Annotated in this window: 21 protein-coding genes; 6 read left to right on the plus strand and 15 right to left on the minus strand. The window is 63.5% G+C overall.

Going from position 1 to position 18,829, the window contains the following annotated elements:
- Window positions 1–2: 2 nt before the first annotated feature.
- The 13 genes from WG907_RS00060 to WG907_RS00120 form a co-directional block, all read right to left on the minus strand.
- Window positions 3–503, minus strand: coding sequence for a L,D-transpeptidase family protein (locus tag WG907_RS00060; RefSeq protein WP_340230472.1), 501 nt, complete (start codon window positions 501–503; stop codon window positions 3–5).
- Window positions 500–1,561, minus strand: a complete 1,062-nt coding sequence (gene ribA / locus WG907_RS00065; RefSeq protein ID WP_340230473.1) for a GTP cyclohydrolase II — start codon at window positions 1,559–1,561, stop codon at window positions 500–502. The genes WG907_RS00060 and ribA overlap by 4 nt, the downstream gene beginning before the upstream one ends.
- A gap of 11 nt (window positions 1,562–1,572) precedes the next feature.
- Entirely contained in the window at window positions 1,573–2,370 is a 798-nt protein-coding gene (locus tag WG907_RS00070; protein ID WP_340230474.1) for an exodeoxyribonuclease III, read from the minus strand.
- A gap of 272 nt (window positions 2,371–2,642) precedes the next feature.
- Complete coding sequence (locus tag WG907_RS00075; protein ID WP_340230475.1) at window positions 2,643–3,281, minus strand: LolA family protein; 639 nt, start codon at window positions 3,279–3,281, stop codon at window positions 2,643–2,645.
- A 267-nt stretch (window positions 3,282–3,548) separates the two neighbouring features.
- Window positions 3,549–3,992 carry an aspartyl protease family protein gene (locus tag WG907_RS00080; protein ID WP_340230477.1) on the minus strand — a complete coding sequence of 148 codons (444 nt, stop codon included), beginning with the start codon at window positions 3,990–3,992 and terminating at the stop codon, window positions 3,549–3,551.
- On the minus strand, window positions 3,946–4,194 hold the full coding sequence (locus tag WG907_RS00085) for a hypothetical protein (protein WP_340230479.1): 249 nt from the start codon (window positions 4,192–4,194) through the stop codon (window positions 3,946–3,948). Before WG907_RS00085 ends, WG907_RS00080 begins: the two co-directional genes overlap by 47 nt.
- A gap of 99 nt (window positions 4,195–4,293) precedes the next feature.
- Window positions 4,294–6,603 (minus strand): FtsK/SpoIIIE family DNA translocase, encoded by a 2,310-nt coding sequence (locus tag WG907_RS00090; protein WP_340230480.1) that lies wholly within the window; start codon window positions 6,601–6,603, stop codon window positions 4,294–4,296.
- An 86-nt stretch (window positions 6,604–6,689) separates the two neighbouring features.
- Window positions 6,690–7,169: a GNAT family N-acetyltransferase gene (locus tag WG907_RS00095; RefSeq protein WP_340230481.1), complete on the minus strand. Its 480-nt coding sequence runs from the start codon at window positions 7,167–7,169 to the stop codon at window positions 6,690–6,692.
- 8 nt (window positions 7,170–7,177) lie between these two features.
- Complete coding sequence (locus WG907_RS00100) at window positions 7,178–8,074, minus strand: DMT family transporter (protein WP_340230482.1); 897 nt, start codon at window positions 8,072–8,074, stop codon at window positions 7,178–7,180.
- A gap of 10 nt (window positions 8,075–8,084) precedes the next feature.
- Complete coding sequence (ispG, locus tag WG907_RS00105) at window positions 8,085–9,245, minus strand: flavodoxin-dependent (E)-4-hydroxy-3-methylbut-2-enyl-diphosphate synthase (RefSeq protein ID WP_340230483.1); 1,161 nt, start codon at window positions 9,243–9,245, stop codon at window positions 8,085–8,087.
- Between the two features lie 297 nt (window positions 9,246–9,542).
- Window positions 9,543–10,907 carry a phosphoglucomutase/phosphomannomutase PgmG gene (pgmG, locus tag WG907_RS00110; RefSeq protein ID WP_340230485.1) on the minus strand — a complete coding sequence of 455 codons (1,365 nt, stop codon included), beginning with the start codon at window positions 10,905–10,907 and terminating at the stop codon, window positions 9,543–9,545.
- 2 nt (window positions 10,908–10,909) lie between these two features.
- Window positions 10,910–11,341 carry a J domain-containing protein gene (locus WG907_RS00115; protein WP_340230487.1) on the minus strand — a complete coding sequence of 144 codons (432 nt, stop codon included), beginning with the start codon at window positions 11,339–11,341 and terminating at the stop codon, window positions 10,910–10,912.
- A complete protein-coding gene (locus WG907_RS00120; RefSeq protein WP_340230489.1) occupies window positions 11,341–12,147 on the minus strand; it encodes a division plane positioning ATPase MipZ in 807 nt (268 codons plus the stop codon). Before WG907_RS00120 ends, WG907_RS00115 begins: the two co-directional genes overlap by 1 nt.
- Window positions 12,148–12,256: 109 nt before the next feature.
- On the opposite strand from WG907_RS00120, the gene panC reads away from it, so the two are divergent.
- Window positions 12,257–13,102, plus strand: coding sequence for a pantoate--beta-alanine ligase (gene panC / locus WG907_RS00125; RefSeq protein ID WP_340230490.1), 846 nt, complete (start codon window positions 12,257–12,259; stop codon window positions 13,100–13,102).
- A gap of 320 nt (window positions 13,103–13,422) precedes the next feature.
- Here panC and WG907_RS00130 read toward each other — a convergent pair whose 3' ends face one another.
- Both WG907_RS00130 and hemE read right to left on the minus strand, forming a co-directional pair.
- Entirely contained in the window at window positions 13,423–13,863 is a 441-nt protein-coding gene (locus tag WG907_RS00130; RefSeq protein WP_340230492.1) for a CopD family protein, read from the minus strand.
- Window positions 13,863–14,939, minus strand: a complete 1,077-nt coding sequence (hemE, locus tag WG907_RS00135; RefSeq protein ID WP_340230493.1) for a uroporphyrinogen decarboxylase — start codon at window positions 14,937–14,939, stop codon at window positions 13,863–13,865. The genes WG907_RS00130 and hemE overlap by 1 nt, the downstream gene beginning before the upstream one ends.
- A gap of 294 nt (window positions 14,940–15,233) precedes the next feature.
- Between hemE and WG907_RS00140 the strand changes: the two genes are divergently transcribed.
- The 5 genes from WG907_RS00140 to dnaQ are packed head-to-tail and all read left to right on the plus strand — an operon-like array spanning window position 15,234 to window position 18,804.
- Complete coding sequence (locus tag WG907_RS00140; protein WP_340230494.1) at window positions 15,234–16,061, plus strand: pyruvate, water dikinase regulatory protein; 828 nt, start codon at window positions 15,234–15,236, stop codon at window positions 16,059–16,061.
- Window positions 16,058–16,651 carry a Maf family protein gene (locus WG907_RS00145; protein ID WP_340230495.1) on the plus strand — a complete coding sequence of 198 codons (594 nt, stop codon included), beginning with the start codon at window positions 16,058–16,060 and terminating at the stop codon, window positions 16,649–16,651. The genes WG907_RS00140 and WG907_RS00145 overlap by 4 nt, the downstream gene beginning before the upstream one ends.
- Window positions 16,648–17,469 (plus strand): shikimate dehydrogenase, encoded by an 822-nt coding sequence (gene aroE / locus WG907_RS00150; RefSeq protein ID WP_340230496.1) that lies wholly within the window; start codon window positions 16,648–16,650, stop codon window positions 17,467–17,469. Before WG907_RS00145 ends, aroE begins: the two co-directional genes overlap by 4 nt.
- 4 nt (window positions 17,470–17,473) lie before the next feature.
- The gene (gene coaE / locus WG907_RS00155) at window positions 17,474–18,067 is read left to right on the plus strand and encodes a dephospho-CoA kinase (RefSeq protein ID WP_340230497.1); all 594 of its coding nucleotides are present in this window, start codon (window positions 17,474–17,476) and stop codon (window positions 18,065–18,067) included.
- A gap of 35 nt (window positions 18,068–18,102) precedes the next feature.
- Window positions 18,103–18,804, plus strand: a complete 702-nt coding sequence (dnaQ, locus tag WG907_RS00160; protein WP_340230498.1) for a DNA polymerase III subunit epsilon — start codon at window positions 18,103–18,105, stop codon at window positions 18,802–18,804.
- The last annotated feature ends 25 nt before the right edge of the window (window positions 18,805–18,829 follow it).

The raw sequence follows: 18,829 nt of genomic DNA on the forward strand, positions 1-18,829 counted from the left end.
TTTCAGGCAATCGCCATCACGTCGCCGGGCGCGAGCAGCGGTAACAGGCGAAGCATGTCATCGCGCTCGACCGCGACGCAGCCGGCCGTGGGACGCCCCTCTGACAGATGGAAGAAGATGGCGCTGCCCCGGCCCGGTTCGGGCGGCGCGTCATTATGGCCGAGCACCACGATCACATCGTACGCGCCGTCGGCGCGGCGCAGCGATTCGACGGAAAAGCCCCGGGGCAAACGGACCGGACGATTATAGGCCGCGTCGGCCGGGTCGTCGGACCAGCCGTCGCCCGGACGAATCCAGCGCCATGGCAGCCGCAGACCCACAGGCTCGACTTTGCCGGGACGAAGCAGCACGCCCCGCAAGGACCAGACGCCGACGGGCGTACATCCATCCCCCTCGCGCTTGTCCGCCGCCGCGCAGAGCCCGCCGCGACCGATCGTGCACGCCATGTCGAGATGGCCAAGCCGCAGGCGGCCCGCGCTGCCCTCGACATGGATCACGCTCATAACTGGTGGCCGGTCCGGTCGCGCTTGGTGGCGAGATAACGTTCATTATGCGGGTTGGACGGCAGGATGATCGGCAGCCGCTCCTGCACATGAACGCCGGCGGCTTCCAGCCCTGCGACCTTGTTCGGATTGTTGGTCAGCAGCCGCACGGTATCAATGCCGAGCAGGTCTAGCATCCGCGCCGCGACCGAGAAATCGCGCGAATCCACCGCAAAGCCCAGCCGGACATTGGCGTCGACCGTGTCGAACCCCTGATCCTGCAACGCATAGGCGCGCAATTTGTTGACGAGGCCGATGCCGCGCCCTTCCTGCCGCAGATAGAGCAGCACGCCCCACGGCGCGCCGGCGATCCTGTGCAGCGCCTCGTGCAGTTGCGGCCCGCAATCGCATTTGAGGCTGCCCAGCACATCGCCGGTCAGGCATTCGCTGTGCAGCCGGACGACCGGGGGCGACGCATCGCGTCGGCCGACGATCAGCGCGACATGCTCGCGCGGCTCTTCGGGGCTGCGGAAGGCGATGATTTCCGCGCTCTCGCTCGCCGATACAGGCAATTGCGCGCGGGTGGCGATCGACAGGTGGATGGCGTCGTCATAGGCGGCGATGGCGTCGGCGCTCACCTCCGCCTCATGGGGACCGGCGTCGCCCGATACGAAGAATGCGGGCAGGATGCCGGCCAGCCGGGCCAGCCGCAACGCCGCCTTAGCGGCCGCGGGCGCGGCAATCACCTTCGCGGTAAAAGGTCCCTTGAGCGGCGAACCCAGATCGCGCACCGGGTCGGCGATGGCCGTCGCGACATCGCCGTCGATCCAGGGGGATCGGGCGATCAGCACCGGCATGTCCGGATCGGCAGCCGCACGCTGATTGGCGAGTTTGAGCGTCTGTGCCCTGCTGGCCGAAATCAGTATGTCCGCCGCCCCGGCAGGATCGAAATCCGCCAGCGTCACCGCGTCCGCGCCCTCCACGGCCATCAGGCGCAACGACCCGTCACCCGCGCAAACCGTCACGGTCCAGCCGCGGCGAAGCGCATCGATCGCGCGGGCGGCGTCGCGGCCGTTCATTCGGCGCTCCATCAGAAAGCAAATTCGGTGATGATCGGCACATGGTCCGAAGGGCGGGTCCAGCCGCGTGCCGGCTCGACGACGCGATGACTGATCGCTTTCTGCGCGACGTCGGCGGTCATCCACATATGATCGAGCCGCCGGCCCCGGTCCGATTCGACCCAATCCTTCGCGCGATAGCTCCACCAGGTATAAAGCCGTTCGGGTGCGGGGAAGAAATGACGGCCGATGTCGACCCAATCATTGGACGCCTGCAACCGGCCGAGTATCTCGCATTCGAGCGGAGTATGGCTGACGACGTTGAGCAATTGCTTGTGGCTCCAAACGTCGCATTCCATTGGCGCGATGTTGAAATCGCCGGTCAATATGGTGGGCTGTTTGTCCAGCGCTGCCGACCACTCGATCATCCGTTCGAGGAAATCGATCTTCTGGCCGAATTTGGGGTTGAGGTCGCGATCGGGAATATCGCCGCCGGCGGGCACATAGACATTCTCGATCCGCAGGCCATTGTCGAGGCGCACGCCGATATGGCGCGCCTCGCCATTGGCCTGCCAGTCGAACCTGTCGTCCTCGTGCATCGGCACTTTGCTGACGATCGCGACGCCATGGTGCATCCGCTGCCCGTTCAACATCTGGTAGCTATAGCCTCGCCTGCGAAACAGGTCGGCGGGAAAGATATCGTTCACCACCTTGGTTTCCTGAAGACACAGGATATCCGGCGCTTCTTCGACCAGGAAATGGTCGACGATGTCGACCCGGGCGCGGACGCTGTTGATATTCCAGGATGCGACGCGAAGAGACTGAGGCATGACGCTCCCCTAGAAGCCGTGAACTGGCCGCGCAAGGTTCCGCAAACCGGCGCGACGATCGCCGGACAAGGAAAGACCCCCGCTCCGGGGGCATGGAACGGGGGTCTCGATCGCGCCCTTGAAGCGCTTTGCGAAACGGACTGCAACCGGATAACAGGGGGGAAATTCCGGTGATCGTCCGCGTCGTCCAGTTTTAGATAGCGATCGCCATATGAGCGGCAGATGAACGATTTCCGCCATTTTTCGGCCCGTCGCGCGAGCCGCCCGGTTCGTCAGCCACCCGGACGCCCCCTTGGTCGCGGATCGGTCCAGCGAAATGCCGAATCAGGGATCGCCACGCCATAGCGCTGGTTGGACAGTCGTATTGCAGTGCGATTATTCTGAGAATCGAGTGCAACCCAGCCGTAAAGAGAAAGACCCGCCGGAGCCGCGGCCACTCGTTTGAAGATGAGGGTGATCGTCCCGAATTCGGGGCGCTTGGGATCGCGGGCCTGAACGCTCAACACCGTGGGGTCGCCGGTCGGCACGACCTTGGCGAAGCGGGTAAGATCCTTGGACGGATCGAGAAGCGCACCCAGCGGCGAACTGCCGATCGGCCAGCGCTGCACCTGACGCACTTCATAATCGATCATGATCAGCGCCTTACCGTCGCCAACGATGAGCAGCGGCACGCCCTTTTGATACTGAAAGCGAATCTTGCCCGGCTGGAGCAGGGTCAGCTTCCCGGTCAGGGTCTGGCCGTTGCGATCCGTCTGCACAAAATCGGCCGTCATCGATTTGACCGCGCGGACATAGGCGTTGACCTGACCAATGTCGGAAGGCGCGGCCTGCTGCGCCACGGCATGGCCGATCGGCAGCGGGGTCATGGCAAAGGCGCTGGCCAAGGCAGGCCACGCAAGGATGCGCTTCATGCAGTCTTCTCCGGTTTGTTCAGCAATGAGGTAGACGGTCGGGTTTGAACCCGCTGTGAACCCGCTCGTTCCGGGAAAGCAACTACTGTGCAGCGGCTCACTGCCCCGGGACCAAAAAAAGGCCGGTCCGAAGACCAGCCTATGAAAGTTTAGGAGAGGATGCCTGAAAGGCCTGATCCTGATGCCGCATCCGTTCGCGTGCTGCAAATGCGAACAACTCATAAGCAGTTGCGCTTTTCGCAATCGAGAATATTCCCAGATTGAGATTTATCCCAAAATCAATCGGCATGTCACTGATCTATCCATCGCGAAATCACAATGTCGCAGAACGTCCATGCCTAACAAAGCGCTGAAATGTTCGCTACTCGATAACGACAAGCCGATGATTTCGGGGAAGATGAAGGGATAGGGAGACGCCCAATCGTCTGGGAAAGCGCCTAGCCGAAAGAGAAAATGGTCGATATGGGCAAGACCGTGGGCGGTCAGGATAGGTCGTTTTCCGATCGGCCTGAGACCAAGCCTGGCTGCAACATCGGCATTGATACCGCTGACCGTCGCACCGGTATCCAAAAGGGCGATTGCGTCTATACTTGTCATATCTGTCAGATTGTCGGCACCGAAAATCTTGACAGGCAAAACTATTCTTTTGCCGTCATGCCGCCATTTAATTTGCAACATGTGAGAAGAAGCCAAGATCAATTGGCTCTTCAATCACTTCCTGAATTGAAAATACGCCATCGACGAACTTGCTCCTTCCGAAACGATAGGCCGTGCCCGGTTCGTCGAAAAAACTAACCACGTCTCGGTCCTTCAAAAGAACATATTGCCCCTTATGATCCACCAGAAACTTGGCGAGATTGCGCATGAAATAATCATAATTCGCGTCAATTTCGGATGTCAGCGGGTTGCCCATATCTCGTCCTTCCCGGCAGACTCTAACGCTGGAACAAAATCCAACCAGTCCGTGACATGATAATTACGGTAAAATGAGTATTTTTTGAGTCCAGCCGAATCAAAGCGGATTGCCATTTTCGTCGCGCAGCACCTCGCGGCGGCCGACATGGTTGGGGGCGCCGACCAGGCCCTCCTCCTCCATCCGCTCGATCAGCCGCGCGGCGCTGTTATAGCCGACACGCAGCTGGCGCTGGAGCCAGCTCGTCGACGCTTTCTGGTTTTCGAACACCAGCTGGCACGCCTTGCGGAACAGCTGGGCGTCCGGGCTGTCATCGCCCAGATCCACGCCGTCCAGCGCGAAACTGCCTTCCTCGGGCTCTTCGGTTACGGCCTGGATATAATCCGGCTGGCCTTGCGCGCGCCAGTGATCGGCGACCACCCGCACTTCGTCGTCCGACACGAATGGGCCGTGCACGCGGGTCAGGCCCTTGCCGCCGTGCATATAGAGCATGTCGCCCTTGCCGAGCAGTTGTTCGGCGCCCTGTTCGCCCAATATGGTGCGGCTGTCGATCTTGGAAGTCACGAAGAAGCTGATCCGCGTGGGCAGGTTCGCCTTGATGACGCCGGTGATGACGTCGACCGAGGGGCGCTGGGTGGCGAGGATCAGGTGGATGCCCGCCGCGCGCGCCTTTTGCGCCAGACGCTGAATCAGGAATTCGACCTCCTTGCCGGCCGTCATCATGAGGTCGGCCAGTTCGTCCACGACCACCACGATCTGCGGCAAGGGCTGGAAATCGAGCTGCTCCTCTTCATAGATCGGCTTGCCGCTTTCGGGATCGTAGCCGGTCTGGACGCGGCGGCCGAGCGGCTTGCCCTTGGCCTTCGCGGCGCGGACCTTTTCGTTGTAATTGGCAAGGTTGCGCACCGAAATCGACGCCATCATGCGATAGCGGTCCTCCATCTGCTCGACCGCCCATTTAAGCGCGCGGATCGCCTTTTGCGGCTCGGTCACGACCGGCGAGAGCAGATGCGGGATGTCGTCATAGGTCGACAGTTCGAGCATCTTGGGATCGATCATGATGAGGCGCAGCTGATCGGGCGTCATGCGATAGAGCAGCGACAGGATCATGGCGTTGAGGCCCACCGACTTGCCCGAGCCGGTCGTGCCCGCGATCAGCAGATGCGGCATGGGCGCAAGATCGGCGATGATCGGTTCGCCCGAAATATTCTTGCCCAGAATGATCGGCAGCGTCGCTTCCGCGCCAAACTCTTCGCTGGTGATCAGTTCGCGGAAGGATACGCCCTCGCGATGGGCATTGGGCAGTTCGATGCCGATCACCGTGCGTCCGGGGATCGTCGCAACGCGCGCCGAGAGCGCCGACATGTTGCGGGCGATATCGTCGGCCAGCGCGATTACCCGGCTCGCCTTGATGCCAGGCGCAGGCTCCAGCTCGTACATCGTGACGACCGGGCCGGGCCGGACCTCGACGATATTGCCCTTCACATGGAAATCGTCGAGCACCGATTCGAGCAGGCGGGCATTCCGTTCAAGTGCGGCCTTGTCGATCTTGCCGCCCTGTGGCGGCGGAACCGGGTTGAGCAGATCGGGCGAGGGTAGTGAACTGTTGCCGAACAGATCGTCCTGCGACACCGGCGCCATCGGGCGCTGCGCCGGGGCTGGCTTTGGCGTCTGGATCGTGATCGGCGGCTTGGGTTCGTTCGACACGGTCTTGCGCGGGGTGATGACGCGTTCCGATTCCGGTTCGTCCTCCTGCTGCTCGGCACCGGCGAAGGCGAGCGTCGGGCGCGGCAGGGTGAGGCGCGGCAGACTGGGCCTGCGCAGGGTGAGAATGGGCTTTTCCAGCGCCAGACTGCGATAGCAGGCGAAAAGGCCAGCGATCAGCAGCACGAGGATGAGTGCTCCCCGAATCCACGGGCCGGCATTATGCGATTGCGCCGTCAGGCTGATGACTCCCTTGGCGCTGGCGAGACCGATCATGCCGCCCCAGCCCGAAGGCAAGCCCACCAGCGGTTCGGGCTGAAACAATGCCAGTGCAATGCCGATCAGCGCGACGCCCAAAAGGCATTTTCCATATTGGCCGAGCCAGCCTCCCATGTCCTGATCGCCCCAGAGGCGGCGCGCGGTGATCGCCATCAACGGCAGAATCAAAACGACCGGGACTCCGAGCAGCAGAAGCAGGACATCGGCTACCCAGGCGCCGGCGGCTCCCATGATATTGCTGACATGATCACCCGCGACCGTCATCAGCGACGGGTCGCTCGGCGCATAGGTCAGCAGCGCCAGCGCGAGGAACAGGGTCGCCAGAATGAGCGCGATCGCACCGATCAGCGCGCCGCTGCGCATCAGGCTGCGCTTGAGCATTTCGCGCCATTCCGGCGAGCGCTTCACTCCGCGGCTGACAGCCATCGTCACTCTTGTCCCCCAAATGTTCCGTTTCGGCACAATGCCTCCGGGGGCGAGTCCACGTCAAGCCCGCCGCGTTTCGGCTCACCTCAGCCTTGCGCCAGCGCTTCGAGCGCCGCGCCGTCGACCCGTTGCACCGTCCATTCGTCCATCGGCCGCGCACCCAGCGATCGATAGAAGGCGATCGCCGGCGCGTTCCAGTCGAGCACCGACCATTCGAGGCGGGCGCAATCGCGCGTGATGGCAAGCTGAGCGAGCCGGGCGAGCAGGGCCTTGCCCGCGCCGGAGCCACGGGCCTGCGGCAGGACGAACAAATCCTCCAGATAGAGGCCCGCCCGCCCTTCGAAGGTGGAGAAATTATGGAAGAAGAGCGCGAAGCCGATCGGCCCCGCGGTCGTTTCGGCGATCAGCACTTCTGCCATGGGACGCGCACCGAACAGATATTTCGCGAGAGTCTCGCGGTCCGCGCGTACTTCGTGGCGCAGCTTTTCATAGTCGGCGAGCGCCAGAATGAAGTCGTGGATGGTCTCGATATCGGCGGGTGCGGCTTCGCGGATGGTGAGGGTCATGGAGTCTTTCAGGCAATGGCGGCTTCGATATGGGGGGCCCGGCCAAGGCGCGCGGCGATGAGGCAAGCGGCGACGATCAGCGCAGCGCCGGCCATTGTGGCAAGCGTCAGCCTTTCACCGAACGCCAGCCAACCCATGAGCGCCGCCCAGACGAACGCGCTATATTCGATGGGGATCAGCCGCTGTGCCTCTGCCCGCGCATAGGCCCAGGCGAGCGTCGCGAGCGAGGTGAAGGCAAGGACCGCAGCGGTGATGATGAGCGGGATCGCGTGGGCCGCGGGCAAAACGGCATAAAAGGGCGCTGCAATCGCATAAATTGTCAGCATCACCAGATGTTGGAAGCAGGCGACTTCCACGGGCGAGGCGAGTTGCGCCTGCTGACGCTGGAGGACCAGGTTCCAGGCGAAGAGGATGGCGGACAGCAGCACCGCGCCCGCGCCCAGCAGCGCGTCGACGTCGTAATTGCCGCGCAGCCGCCCCGAAAGGATGATGCCGACACCGATCAGGCCCAGGACTGACGCGCCGATCGCCTGCCGCCCGATCCGTTCTTTGAGCAACAGCGCCGCCAGATAGAGCGCGACCAGCGGCGCGATGAACGACAGCGCGATGGCTTCCGCCATGGGCAGCCGCATCAGCGCCCAGAAGAACAGACCCGCCATCAGCGCGACCACGCTTCCGCGCAGCAGATGAAGGCGCAGCACGGTGCCGCAGGGCCAGGGCCGATGGGTAGCGCGCATCAGGACGATGCCGAGGATCGACCCCGCCAGCGCACGCCAGAACAGCGCGTTGTACAGCCCGATGGCAAGGCTAAGCCCCTTCATCGCCGCATCCATGACGGAAAAAAGCGCCACGCCGACGCAGCAGACGGCGAAAGGAATGGCGAAAGATCGTGATGCTGATTTCATCAGGGCGCGGCTATTCCGCCGCCTGCGCCTGTCCTGCGTCCGTAGTTTGCGCTTCCAGCGCCGCCGCTTCGATCTCCGCCGCCTTGGCTTCGACAAGATCGACGATATGGTCGACCAGACCCTCATCGTGAATCGTGTGATCGGTGATGCCCGACAGATAGACCATATGCTTGCCCGCCCCGCCGCCCGTCAGGCCGATATCGGTTTCGCGCGCCTCACCAGGGCCATTGACCACGCAGCCCAGAATCGAGAGCGACAGCGGGGTATTGATATGCTGCAACCGTTCCTCGATCGCCTGAACGGTACGGATGACGTCGAAGCCCTGCCGCGCACAACTGGGGCAGGAAATCACCTTGACGCCGCGTGTGCGGATCCCGAGCGACTTCAATATCTCGTAGCCGACGCGAACCTCTTCCTCCGGTTCGGCCGACAGGGATACGCGGATCGTGTCGCCGATCCCGGCCCAGAGCAGATTGCCGATGCCGATCGCGCTTTTGACCGTACCGCCGATCAGGCCCCCGGCTTCCGTAATGCCAAGGTGCAGCGGACAATCGACCGCTTCCGCCAGTTGCATATAGGCGGCGACGGCGAGGAACACGTCGCTGGCTTTCACTGCGACTTTATAGTCGTGGAAATCCTGGTCCTGGAGCAGCTTGATATGATCGAGCGCGCTTTCCACCAGCGCTTCGGGACACGGCTCGCCATATTTTTCGAGCAGGTGTTTTTCGAGGCTGCCGGCGTTCACGCCGATGCGGATCGCGCAGCCATTGGATTTGGCCGCATCGACCACCTCTTTGACACGTGCCTCGCTCCCGATATTGCCGGGGTTGATGCGCAGGCACGCCGCGCCCGCATCGGCGGCTTCGAGCGCCCGCTTATAATGGAAATGGATGTCGGCCACGATCGGGACGCGCGCTGCGCGGACGATCTGCTTCAGCGCGACGGTCGATTCCGCGTCGGGGCAGGAAACGCGGATGATGTCGACCCCCGCCTCTTCGCACCGCCGGATCTGGTCGATCGTCGCCCGGACATCGTGGGTCAGCGTATTGGTCATGGTCTGCACCGTCACCGGCGCGCCACCGCCCACGGGCAAGTTACCGACCATGATCTGCCGCGATTGCCGCCGCGCAATGTCGCGCCATGGGCGCAGGCCGGGATTATGATCGGACATGAAAGGGGCTCCAGATGCTCGGCAGCGTCTATAAAGCCTAATTGCGTCGGTTAGAAGCGTGCCGTCCGACCAGCATCAGGCAAAAAAAAAGACCGTCCCAAGAGACGGCCTGATAAGTTTTAGGAGAGGATGCCTGAAAGGCGAGTTTCTTTTGCAATGCAGCAACGCCTCTCGCAAATGCGAAAAACTGTCATGCAGTTGCAAAAAATGCAGTCGCCCGGTAGATCGCTGCTTTCCGTAAGGGAAGGTAAGGCCTGGATCGGGGAGAAATATATTTGGCGAGGACCGAAGCTGCTCTTATCGCCGCACGCCGGATCGTCCGAGCTGAGAATCCAGCTGGTGAATCAGGCGATCCAACCCGGCCTGACTGATCGATTCGGCGCGAGCGGTGAGCATGTCCTGCGTGTTGGAAGCGCGCAGCAACCACCAGCCATCCGGCGAGCGAACGCGCACCCCGTCGACATCGGCCATGTCCGCGCCTTCAGCGCGCAATCGCGCCAGAACCTCTTCGATCACCGCGAACTTGCGACTTTCTTCGACGGGAAAGCGCAGCTCGGGTGTGTTTATCAAGGTGGGCATCGCATCGCGCAGCGCGGTCAGGCTTCGGCCGAGCGCCGTTGCAGCGCGAATCAGGCGGACGGCCGCATAGAGACCGTCGTCATAGCCGTAATATTCGTCGGCAAAGAAGATGTGGCCGGTCATCTCGCCGGCCAATGGACTGTCCGTCTGCTTCATTTTGGACTTGATGAGGCTGTGGCCGGTCTTCCACATCAGCGGCTGCCCGCCCAGTTCGGCGACGCGGTCGAACAGCGCCCGGCTGGCCTTTACATCGGCGATGATCGTCGCGCCGGGCGCGTCTTTCAGCACCAGTTCAACGAAGATCCCCAATAGTTGGTCGCCCCAGATGACCCGCCCCTGCCCGTCGATCACGCCGATCCGGTCGCCATCACCATCGAAAGCCACGCCGAAATCGAGCTTTTTATCGAGGACGAGCGCCTTGAGGTCCGCCAGGTTGCGTTCTTCGGTGGGATCGGGATGATGATTGGGAAAATGGCCGTCTATGTCGGTGAACAGCAGATGATGCTCACCCGGAAGCAATTGGGTGAGCTTTTCGACGACCGGGCCGGCCGCGCCATTGCCGGCGTCCCAGCCGATGCGGAACGCGCCGCCGTCAAATCGTTCCAGAAGGCGGGCAACATAGCGATCCATGATATCGATCGACTCGTCGAGGCCGGCCCCCTCCTCCCAGTCGCCGGCCGCGGCCATCGCGGCCAGCGCCTGGATGTCCGCGCCAAAGAAGGGACGATGCTGAAACACCAGCTTGAAGCCATTATGGTCGGCGGGATTATGGCTGCCGGTTATCTGGATGCCGCCATCTACGCCGGCCACCATCTCGGCATAATATAGCATCGGGGTCGGACCCAGCCCGATGCGCAGTGCATCCACGCCGCTGTCGTTGAGCCCGCGCACCAGCGCCGCCTCAAGCGCTTGGGAACTGAGGCGTCCATCATAGCCGACCGCAATCTTCGATCCGCTGGCGCGCCGGATCAAACTTCCGAAGCTGCGTCCTACCGCATAGGCGTCCGCATCCCCCAGCGTTGCGCCGACGACGCCGCGCATATCATATTCGCGCAGGAGGCTGGGGTCGAAGCGATGCGCCATGATCAGCCCTCGCGGGCGGCATCCGCCCTGAGCAGCAAATCACGCGCCGCGTTGATCTGGGCGGCGAGCGCCTCCGTGCCGCCGCGATCGGGATGGACCGACGCGATGAGCCGCCGATGAGCGGCGCGAATGGCGTCCGCATCGGCGCCTGCGGCGAGGCCCAGCAGCGCGCGGGCGCGGGCAAGATCATCGCCAGGCGCGACCTGCGTCGCCGCGCGGGCCTTGCCTGCGCGGCGGCCCGCCTGCGCCAGAAAAAAGAGCGTCGCGCCGAGCAGCATCGGCGCCCCCACCAGCGGTTTGCCCTTGGCCGCCATCACCGCGCCCACCAGCGCGATGCCCAGCGTCATCCCGTCCTTCGCCGTCATGCGTTGCAGGCGGCCGGTCCAGATCAACCAGCCCGCAAGCCCGGCCAGAAGCAGGGCGAGCAGACCCATCAGGCCGCGCCGGCCATGTCCATCGGCACGGCGTCCGAGCGGAGCGGCAAGGCGAGGCCCGCGACCATTTCGCGCAATTCCTGCCGCGCGGCGATGTGGCTGACGCCCAGGTCGCCGAGCTGGCCCTTGTCGAGCAACGTCAGGCCCGAAGGGAAAAGTTCGCGGAAGATGACGCGTTCGGACAGGCCGGGAATGACGCGGAAGCCGACGCGGCGCGACAGTTCGGTAAGCGCGTCGCCGACCCGCTTCTTGTTGCGCGCATCATGATGCTGGACGCGGTTGCGCAGCACCACCCAGTCGATCGAGACGCCATCGGCCTTGGCCCTGGACTTGCGCGCCTCGAAAATCAGTTCGGAATAGAAGGACAGGCGCTTGACCTTGAAGGTTTCAGCGTCGACCTGGCCGATCAGGTCGAAATCGACGAAACTGTCGTTCATGGGCGTCACCAGCGTATGGGCGCGGGCGGCCATGTGGCGGGCGAAGTCGTCGTCGCGGCCGGGCGTGTCGACGATCAGGAAGTCCTGCCCGTCGGAAAGCGTCGCCACCTCGTCCTCCAGCGCAGCGATGCTGTCACCGCGCAGCACCGCGAAATCGGGCGCAGGAAGCGGCACAGACCGGCGGCGGGCGGTTTCGGCGCGGTTTTCCATATAGCGAGTCACGGTGCGCTGGCGCGGATCGAGATCGATCATACCGACACGGTGACCAAGCACGGTCAGCGCGATCGCGGTATGGACCGCCGTCGTCGATTTGCCGGTGCCGCCTTTTTCATTGGCGAACACGATCATATGCGGCTGTGCGTTCGCCATCGGACCCCTGATAACCCCTTCATTGTCGCAATGATCGTTGACGCTCGCGCCGGGCCATGCCAGCCGAGTGGTCGCCTTGCCCCCTGCCCTTATCGGAGCCCCTCGTCCCGTGCAAACCCTCCGTGACCTGCCCGCCCTTCGCGCTGCTCTCCGGTCATTGCGCAGCGAGGGCAAGCCGCTGGCGCTGGTGCCGACCATGGGGGCGCTGCATGACGGGCATATGGCGCTGGTCGAGGAGGCGAAACGGCGGGCGGCGCATGTCGTCGTGTCGATCTTCGTCAATCCAAAGCAGTTTGGTCCCAATGAGGACCTGGCCGCCTATCCACGGCGCGAGGCGAAGGATGCGCAGATGCTGGGCGCGGCGGGGGTCGATATCCTGTGGGCACCACCCGTGGAGGTGATGTATCCGGCGGGTTTCGCGACCACCATATCGGTAGTGGGCGTGACCGAGGGACTGGACGGCGCGGCGCGGCCGGGCCATTTCGACGGGGTCGCGACCGTCGTGACCAAATTGTTCAATCAGGTGCGGCCCGATATCGCGATCTTCGGGGAAAAAGATTATCAGCAGCTCGCCGTGATCCGCCGGATGGTTGCGGACCTCGATCAGGGGATCGAGATTATCGGCCTGCCGACGCAGCGAGCGGAGGACGGCCTCGCTTTGTCGTCACGCAACGCCTATCTGACCGATCAGGAGCGCAAGGATGCGCTGGCGTTGCCGCGCGCGCTGGGCGAAGCGAAGCGGCAGATCGAGAAGGGGACGGGCGTCGAGGGGGTGATCGCCGGGGCGATCGCGACGCTGGCGGCGCACGGGTTCGATCCGGTCGATTATGTCAGCCTGTGCGATGCGGCGAGTCTGGAGCCGATGGCGGTGCTCGACCGGCCGGCGCGACTGCTGGGCGCGGCGCGGATCGGCAAGACACGGCTGATCGACAATATCGCGGTCGATCCGGCTTAACTTCGCATATTTCCCGCCCATCGTTTTCATTTGTTGCGCGAGCGTGATCCTATTCGCCTGCCGGATGCCAGGAGCAAGCGGACGATGTGAAGGAGCCGGGCTGGGTTTTAGCAGAGCCTGTGGATGTAGGACAGGGTGGCCTTTTAGCCCTCTCCCGCTTTCGCGGGAGAGGGCTTGAGATATGCTGGCCATAGTCGTTAGCCGACATCTGCCATCATCGTTGCACTGGTCCATGGCCAAATCGCGAGGAAAGCAGCGGGACCCCAGACCAAGTCCGGGGTGACGATGGAGGGACATTTGGCGCGGCCCATCGCACCGCGTCAGAACGGCTTGACGATCACCAGTATCACGACGACCGCGACGACGATGCCGGGGACTTCGTTGAGCAGCCGCAGTTGCTTGTCGCGCAGGGCGCGCTCGCCGCGCGCGAGTTTCTTCGCATAGCTCGCGATCCAGCCATGATAGGCCGAGAGACCCAGGACGAAGAACAGTTTCAGGTGGAACCAGCTATAAGCCCATGCGCCGATTTCCACCATCAGCATCAGGCCCAGAACCCACACCAATATGAGCGACGGGTTGAGGATGATCTTCAACAGCTTGGCTTCGCGGTCGATCCATTTGCGGTCTTCGTCCGATCCCACCGGTGATTCCTGATGATAGACGAAGAAGCGCGGCATCATGAACAGGCCCGCCATCAGAAAGATGACGAAAATCAGATGCGCGGCCTTCACCCACAGATAAGCGGCCCCAAGATAAGCCATTAGTCGGTCTCCTCGCCCCCACCATAAGCGTTCCGCACATAGCTAAGCAGCGCTTCGACATGCGCAATGGGGGTGTCGGGCAGGATGCCGTGGCCCAGATTGAAGATATGGGGCCGGCCGGCAAAGGCGGCGCGGATATTGTCGACGGCTTGGCGGACTGCTTCCCCGCCCGCGATCAGCGCGAGCGGATCGAGATTGCCCTGTACCGGCAGGCCCCTGGGCAAGACCGCGTTCGCCCAGTGCGGATCGACGCTTTCATCGACGCCGATCGCATCGACGCCGGTCCCTTCGGCATAGCGGGCAAGTTTCGCGCCGGCGCCTTTGGGAAAGCCGATGATCGGCACCTGCGGGTGTAGCGCCTTCAATTTGCGCACGATGGCGGCGTTGGGTTGAACCACCCAGCGCTCGAACTGGAGCGGGGCGAGGCTGCCGGCCCAGCTGTCGAACAATTGCACGGCTTCCACGCCCGCTTTGATCTGGCCGTCGAGATAGGTGACGGTCGCATCGACGATGGCGTCGATCAGCGCGCCGAACCGGGCGGGGTCGCCATAGGCGAGGCGACGGGCCGCGCCCTGATCCTTGCTGCCCTGGCCCGCGACCATATAGGTGGCGATCGTCCAGGGACTGCCTGCAAAGCCCAGAAAGGTGACGTCGGGGTCCAGCGCGGCCTTTACCTGTCGGACGGTCTCGTACACCGCCTCGAACCGGCTGAAATCGGGGGTGAGGGCGGACAGGTCCGTTTCGCTGAGGATCGGCGCGAGGCGGGGGCCTTCGCCGGCCTCGAACCACAGATCCTGTCCCATGGCATAGGGCACGATCAATATGTCGGAAAAGAGGATCGCGCCGTCGAAGCCGAAGCGGCGCAAGGGCTGAAGCGTGACCTCGGCGGCGGACGGGCTTTCATAAACGAGTTCGAGAAAGCCCCCCTTGTCGGCCCGCAAGGCGCGATATTCGGGCAGATAGCGGCCCGCCTGACGCATCAGCCAGACCGGCGGCGGCATGACGACCTCGCCAGCCAGGACGCTGAGCAGCGGCTTGGGGGCAAAGCTTTCGGCTAAAATATCGGGTCCCGTCATAATGACTCTAATACTCTTAAACTTAAGATTCATAGGATGATGGAGATAGTAGGGCGGTTGGCAACGGGGCTTATGCGCTGCGCCCCGATTTGCCAACAGCTTGACTCCGCAAGGGCGCGGATTGCCGTCCGAGTCAGGTGTCTTATCCCTGCTATTCACAGGCTGTGGATGGAATCGTAGCCCTGTTGGGGGGTTGTGGACAAGAATCCGGCGAATGGGGATGGAGCGAAACGGGTGTTTTTTTGCCCCTCTCGTCCCTTGCTTTATCCACAGCGGGCTAACAGAGATATGCAGGTGTCACGCATCCATCTTCACCTGCTTTCGGACTCCACCGGGGAGACGTTGGAAAATATCGCCAAGGCGGCGATCGGCCTGTTCGAGAATGTCGAGGCGATCCGCCATTTCTGGCCGATGGTGCGATCCGATGTCCACCTCGACCGAATCATGGAGGAGATCGCGCAGAATCCGGGGCTGGTCCTGTTCACCCTGACCAACCAGCCGCTGCGCCGGCGGCTGGAAACGCGGTGCCGGGCGCTCGGCCTGCCCCATGTCGCCGCGCTCGACAGCGTGACCGACGCCCTGTCGAACATATTGGGGCAGGAGACGCGGACCCGGCCCGGGCGCAAACATATATTGGACGAAGCCTATTTCGCGCGGATCGAGGCGATCCAGTTCACCATCGCCCATGATGATGGCGTGGGCTATGAAAATTGGGAAGAGGCCGACATCGTGCTGGCGGGCGTATCGCGCGCATCCAAGACGCCCACCTCCATCTATCTCGCCAATCGCGGGTACAAGACCGCCAATATGCCGCTGGTCCCGGAATCGCCGCCGCCGCGAAACCTGTTCACCTTGAAGCATCCGATGATCGTCGGCCTGACCGTCAGTCCCGACCGGCTGATCCAGATCAGGCGCAACCGGCTGCTTTCGCTCAACCAGGCGCCCGAGACCGCCTATGTCGACAATGAGAAGGTGCAGGCGGAGCTGGCCTTTGCCCGGCGCATGTTCGCCGATAATGGCTGGCCGGTGATCGACATGACGCGGCGGTCGATCGAAGAAGCGGCGGCGGCGATCATCAACCTGTTCAACGATCATGTGCTGGCCGAAGGAAGCGCCACATGATCGTGCTGGCGTCGCAGAGCGCGAGCCGCCGGGCGTTGCTGGCGGCGGCGAAGGTGCCGTTCGAGGCGCTGTCGCCCGGCGTCGATGAGGAGGCGGCGAAGGATGCGCTGCGCGCCGATGGCCTCGACGCACGCGCGCTCGCCGATGCGCTGGCGGAGTTGAAGGCGCTCAAGGTTTCGCGCCGGGTGCCGGGCGCGCTGATCCTTGGCTGTGACCAGACATTGAGTCTGGATGATGGGACGCAGATCGACAAGGCGGTCGATCGCGACGATGCGGCAGGGATCTTGCGGCTTCTGTCGGGACGGGTGCACCATCTGCACAGCGCGGCGGTGATCGTGCTCAATGGCGACCCGATCTGGCGGCATGTCGAGCGGGTGCGGATGACCGTGCGGCCGCTGTCGGACGGGTTCATCGCTGATTATCTGGAGGGCGACTGGGACGATTGCCGCTGGTGCGTGGGCTGTTACCGGATCGAGGGTCCGGGGGCGCAATTGTTCAGCAAGATCGAGGGCAGCCAGTTTGCGATTCAGGGGTTGCCGCTGTTGCCGCTGCTTGACTTTTTGCGTGTGCGCGGCGTTTTGGCGGCATGAGTAAAGGACTTCCCTATGCAGAAGTGATCGGGGATCCGATCGCGCACAGCAAATCGCCGCTCATTCATAATTTCTGGCTGAATGCGCTCGATATCGAGGCGGAATATCGCAAGACCCATGTGACGCCGGACGGGCTGGCCGCCTATTTTCTGGAGCGGCGCGGCGATCCCGACTGGCTCGGCTGCAACGTCACCATCCCGCACAAGATCGCGGTGATGGATTTTACCGACGATCCGGGCGGGGTGCGGGCGCGGATCGGGGCGATGAACACGATCGCCTGCGAGACCGGCGGGCCGCTGGTCGGCACCAATACCGATGCGGGCGGCTTTCTCCAGCCGCTGTTGCGCGACAAGTGGCGCGGCAAGAGCGCGGTGCTGATCGGCGCGGGCGGGGCGGCGCGGGCCTTGCTCTTCGCGCTGGCGAGCCTGGGCGTGCCCGACATCGTCGTGATGGCGCGCGATGCGGCCAAGGGACAGGCGCTGCTGGATCGCGCCGGGGTCAAGGGGCGCGTGATCGGCATGGGCGACGCGCTGCCGCCGGTCGATCTGCTCGTCAACAGCAGCCCGCTCGGCATGGTCGGGCAAGCGCCGTTGGCACTGGACCTGTCGCCGCTGCCCGAGGGGGCGACCGTCTATGACATCGTCTATGCGCCGCTGGAGACGGGGTTGCTCAAGGCCGCGCGGGGGCGGGGGTTGAAGACGCTCGATGGCCTTGAAATGCTGATCGGGCAGGCGGCGCTCGCCTTCGACATTTTCTTCGACGCGACCGCGCCGCGCGAGCGGGACGAGGAATTGCGCGCGTTGCTGATGGCGGCTTGAAGTCGTGAAGATCTATGGGCTGACCGGGTCGATCGGCATGGGCAAATCGGCGGTCGCCGCGATGCTGCGGCGGGAGGGCGTGCCCTTGTTCGATGCCGATGCGCAGGTCCATCTGTTGCAGGGGCCGGGCGGCGCGCTGCTGCCCGCGATCGAGGCGCGCTTTCCCGGCACGACCGGGGCAAAGGGCGTCGACCGGGCGAAGCTGGGCGCCGCGGTGTTCGGCCATCCGCAGGAATTGAAGGCGCTGGAGGCGATCGTCCATCCGGCGGTGCAGGCTGCGCGGCGGCGGTTCCTGCGCCGCAACCGGGCGCGCGCCTTCGTCATCCTGGATATTCCGCTGCTGTTCGAAAAGCATGGGCAGCGGCGGCTCGACGGGGTGATCGTGGTCACTGCGCCGGCATGGAAGCAGCGCAAACGGGTGCTGGCGCGGCCGGGCATGACGGTGGCCAAGTTTCGCCGCATCGTCGACCTGCAAACGCCCGATGCGCAAAAGCGCCGGCTGGCCGATCATATCATCCGCACCGGGACGACATTTGCCGCGACAAGAGGGCAGGTGAGGGCGCTCGTCGCTTGCCTTGGCCGCAAGACAGGCCGATAAGAGAAGGTCCAGACCAGAATCGCACGAAGAGGTCCATGCGCGAGATCATATTCGATACCGAAACGACCGGGTTCGATCCTGCTTCCGGCGACCGGATGGTCGAAATCGGATGTGTGGAACTGATCAATCGCGTGCCGAGCGGCCGGACTTTCCACGCTTATTATAATCCCCAGCGCGACATGCCCTCCGCCGCCGAGGCGGTGCACGGCCTGTCGAGCCTGTTCCTGTCCGACAAGCCATTGTTTCTGCACGGTGTCGAGGAATTGCTCGATTTTCTGGGGGACAGCCCGCTGGTCGCGCATAATGCGCGGTTCGATTTCGGCTTCCTCAATCATGAACTGCGCCTGTGCGCGCGCCCCGACATATGCATGACGCGGATGATCGACACCGTCGCGATCGCGCGGACCATGCATCCCGGCGCCAAGCACAGTCTGGATGCACTGTGCACCCGTTATGGCATCGACCGCAGCCATCGCATCAAGCATGGCGCGCTGCTCGACGCCGAATTGCTGGCGCAGCTTTATATCGAATTGACCGGCGGCCGTCAGATCGGCCTGGGTCTCGCACAGAAGGAGGAGAAAGCGCAGTTCGGTGGGGAACCGGTGGCGTTGGCCGCTGTTCGCCCCTTACGTCCCGCGCGCGTCTTCGCGGCGAGCGCGGAAGAGCTGGAACGGCACGCAGCGTTCATCGCGACGCTCGACAAGCCGCTCTGGCTTGAGGGGAGCCGGGCGGCCTGACAAGGGCCGGGCCGGAACCCATGCC

The organism is Sphingobium fluminis (assembly GCF_037723805.1).
In the GTDB taxonomy this organism is placed as follows: Bacteria; Pseudomonadota; Alphaproteobacteria; order Sphingomonadales; family Sphingomonadaceae; genus Sphingobium.